General features: G+C 69.9%; 1 protein-coding gene and 1 pseudogene. Both read left to right on the top strand.

Going from position 1 to position 3,582, the window contains the following annotated elements; genetic code table 11:
- Positions 1-3,128 (top strand): transglutaminase family protein (locus VFL64_RS20170; RefSeq protein ID WP_489542175.1); only part of this gene is annotated, 3,128 nt, incomplete at its 5' end.
- Between the two features lie 113 nt (positions 3,129-3,241).
- Positions 3,242-3,582: pseudogene (locus VFL64_RS20165) on the top strand (radical SAM protein); the annotation flags it as partial.

Below are 3,582 nucleotides of genomic sequence, written 5' to 3'. Positions count from 1 at the left end.
CGGCCGAACATTTCCCGTTCGAGTACGACCCCTCGCTGGCGCACGAGCTGGCGCCGTACCGGTTGAAGGGTGAACTGACGCCGGCGCTGGCCAAGTACCTCGCGGCCATCCCGCGCGAGAAGAAGCAGACCACCAACTTCCTCGTCGAGCTCAACCAGCGCCTGCAGAAGGACATCAGCTACCTCATCCGCATGGAGCCCGGTGTGCAGACGCCCGAGGAGACGCTGGTCAACGCCTCGGGTTCGTGCCGCGACTCCGGCTGGCTGCTTGTGCAGCTGCTGCGCCACCTGGGCTTCGCGGCGCGCTTTGTTTCGGGTTACCTGATCCAGCTCAAGAGCGACGTGAAGTCACTCGACGGGCCGAGTGGTACCGAGGTCGACTTCACCGACCTGCATGCCTGGTGCGAGGTCTACCTGCCAGGTGCGGGCTGGATCGGCTTCGACCCCACCTCGGGCCTGCTGGCCGGTGAGGGCCACATCCCGCTGGCGTGTTCGCCCGACCCCTCGTCGGCTGCGCCGGTGACGGGCGCGCTCGACGAATGCGAGACCGAGTTCGAGCACCACATGCAGGTCACCCGCGTGTGGGAGGCGCCGCGCGTCACGCTGCCCTACACCGACGAACAGTGGGCCGAGATCGAAACCCTGGGCCACCGCGTCGATGCCGACCTGCGGCGCAACGACGTGCGGCTCACGCAAGGCGGCGAGCCCACCTTCGTCTCGGTCGACGACCGCGACGGCGCCGAGTGGAACACCGACGCGCTCGGCCCCACCAAGCGCCTGCTCAGCGCCGAGCTGATGGACAAGCTGCGCCGCAAGTACGGCGACGGGGGCCTGCTGCACTACGGCCAGGGCAAGTGGTACCCGGGCGAGCAGCTGCCGCGCTGGTCGCTCAACCTCTTCTGGCGCAAGGACCGCGAGCCGATCTGGACGCACCCCGAGCTCTTCGCCGACGAGCGCCAGGACTACGGCCTCACCGAGGCCAAGGCGCAGCAGTTCCTGGCCGGCGTGGCCAGGCGCTTGCAGCTCGACCCCAAGTACGTGTTCCCGGCCTACGAAGACGCCTGGTACTACCTGTGGCGCGAGCGCAAGCTGCCGACGAACGTCGACCCCTTCGACGCGCGCCTGTCCGACGAGCTGGAGCGCGACCGCATCCGCAAGGTCTTCACGCAGGGCCTGGAGAAGGTGGTGGGCCATGTGCTGCCCGTCGCGCGCCACCCCGCCGGCACGCCGCGCTGGCAGACCGGGCCGTGGTTCCTGCGCACCGAACGCTGCTACCTGATCCCCGGTGACTCGGCGATGGGTTATCGCCTGCCGCTCGATTCGCAGCCGTGGGCGGCCCCCAGCGACTACCCCTGGGTGCTGCCGCCCGACCAGACGCAGCCGTTCGCGCCGCTGCCGCCGTACCGCCGGCTGCGCTATGCGGTGGGTGGCACGGAGCTGGGCGGAGGGGCAGGGCTCGACACCAGCACCAGCAGCGCGGCGGCCCATGCGCCCGGCAGCTTCGGCGAGCGCTCGCGCGCGGCGTTGAATGCGCCCGCAGCGCCGGCCACCGCGGCCGTGCCGTCCAAGCAACCGGCACGCTTCGAGTCCGCCGGCTGGGTCACGCGCACCGCCATGTCGGCCGAGCCGCGCCAGGGCAAGCTCTACATCTTCATGCCGCCGGTCGCGGCGCTGGAGGACTACCTCGAACTCGTCTCCGCGGTGGAGGACACGGCGGTGGAGATGAAGCTGCCGGTGATCCTCGAAGGCTACGAGCCGCCGAAAGACCCGCGCCTGTCCACCCTGCGCGTGACGCCCGACCCCGGCGTGATCGAGGTCAACATCCACCCTGCGCACAGCTGGGAGGAGCTGGTCGAGCAGACCACCCACCTCTACCAGGCCGCGCACGAGACGCGCCTGTCGACCGAGAAGTTCATGGTCGACGGCCGCCACACCGGCACCGGCGGCGGCAACCACTTCGTGCTGGGCGGTGCCACCGTGGCCGACTCGCCCTTCCTGCGCCGGCCCGACCTGCTGGCCAGCATGGTGGCCTACTGGCACAACCACCCCGCGCTGAGCTACCTGTTCTCGGGCCTTTTCATCGGCCCCACCAGCCAGGCGCCGCGCGTGGACGAGGCGCGCAACGACTCGGTCTACGAGATCGAGATCGCCTTTGCCGAGCTGCAGCGCAAGACGGCCGAGGGGCCCGCCGCCTGCCCGCCCTGGCTGATCGACCGGTTGATGCGCAACCTGCTGATCGACGTGACGGGCAACACCCACCGCGCCGAGTTCTGCATCGACAAGATGTACTCGCCCGATGGCCCCACCGGCCGCCTGGGCCTCTTGGAGATGCGCGCCTTCGAGATGCCGCCGCACGCGCGCATGAGCCTCACCCAGCAGCTGCTGATGCGCTCGCTCATCAGCCGCTTCTGGCAGCAGCCTTACCAGCCGCCGCGCCTCAAGCGCTGGGGCACCGAACTGCACGACCGCTTCATGCTGCCGCACTTCGTGTGGCACGACCTGTGCGACGTGATCGACGAGCTCAACACCTTCGGCTACGGCCTCAAGGCCGACTGGTTCGCCCCGCACCTCAACTTCCGCTTCCCGCGCCTGGGCGATTTCAACGCCATGGGCGTGGAGATGGAGCTGCGCCTCGCGCTCGAACCCTGGCACGTGATGGGCGAAGAGGGTGCTCCGGGCGGCACCGTGCGCTTCGTCGATTCGTCGGTGGAGCGCGTGCAGGTGAAGGCCACCGGCCTCGTGAGCGACCGCCACGTGCTCACCTGCAACGGCCGCGTGGTGCCGCTGCAGCCCACCGGCAAGGTGGGCGAGTTCGTCGGCGCCGTGCGCTACCGCGCCTGGAACCCGCCCTCGGCCCTGCACCCCACCATCGCCGTGCATGCGCCCCTCACCTTCGACCTGGTCGACACCTGGATGAGCCGCTCGCTGGGCGGCTGCCAGTACCACGTGGCCCACCCGGGCGGGCGCAACTACGACACCGCGCCGGTCAATGCCTACGAGGCCGAGGCACGGCGGCTGGCGCGCTTCTTCCGCGTGGGCCACACGCCGGGCGAGATGAAGGTGCCGAAGGACGAGCGCAACCCGAACTTCCCGTTCACGCTGGATCTGAGGCGGGCGACGGTGGACTGAGGCGCCTGTCATCCCGGCGAACGCCGGGATCCACTGCAAGCAAGCGGTGACATGCCACGGGTGGATCCCGGCTTTCGCCGGGATGACGGGTGGTGGCGTGGCAGACTCGGGCGATGCTCACTTCGCCCCCGCGCGTGCTCTCCGTCATCCCGCCGATGACGCAGCTCAACACGCCGTACCCCTCCACCGCCTACCTCACGGGCTTTCTGCGTTCGCGCGGTGTTGATGCCGTGCAGGAAGACCTGGCGCTGGCCTTGGTGCTGCGCCTGCTGTCGGCCGAGGGGCTGCTGCAGATCCGCGTGCAGATCGAGGCGGTGCCGGTGGACCGGCACACGCCGCAGGTGCGCTCGTTCATCGAGCAGTTCGACCGCTACCACGCGACCATCGGCCCGACCCTCGCCTTCCTCCAAGGGCGTGACCCGACGCTTGGCCACCGCATCGCCGGGCGCGGCTA

Source organism: Rhizobacter sp. (assembly GCF_035702065.1).
GTDB lineage: Bacteria > Pseudomonadota > Gammaproteobacteria > Burkholderiales > Burkholderiaceae_C > Rhizobacter.
Note: the sequence above shows the minus strand (reverse complement) of the source record. Positions and strands in the feature narration are given on the sequence as shown.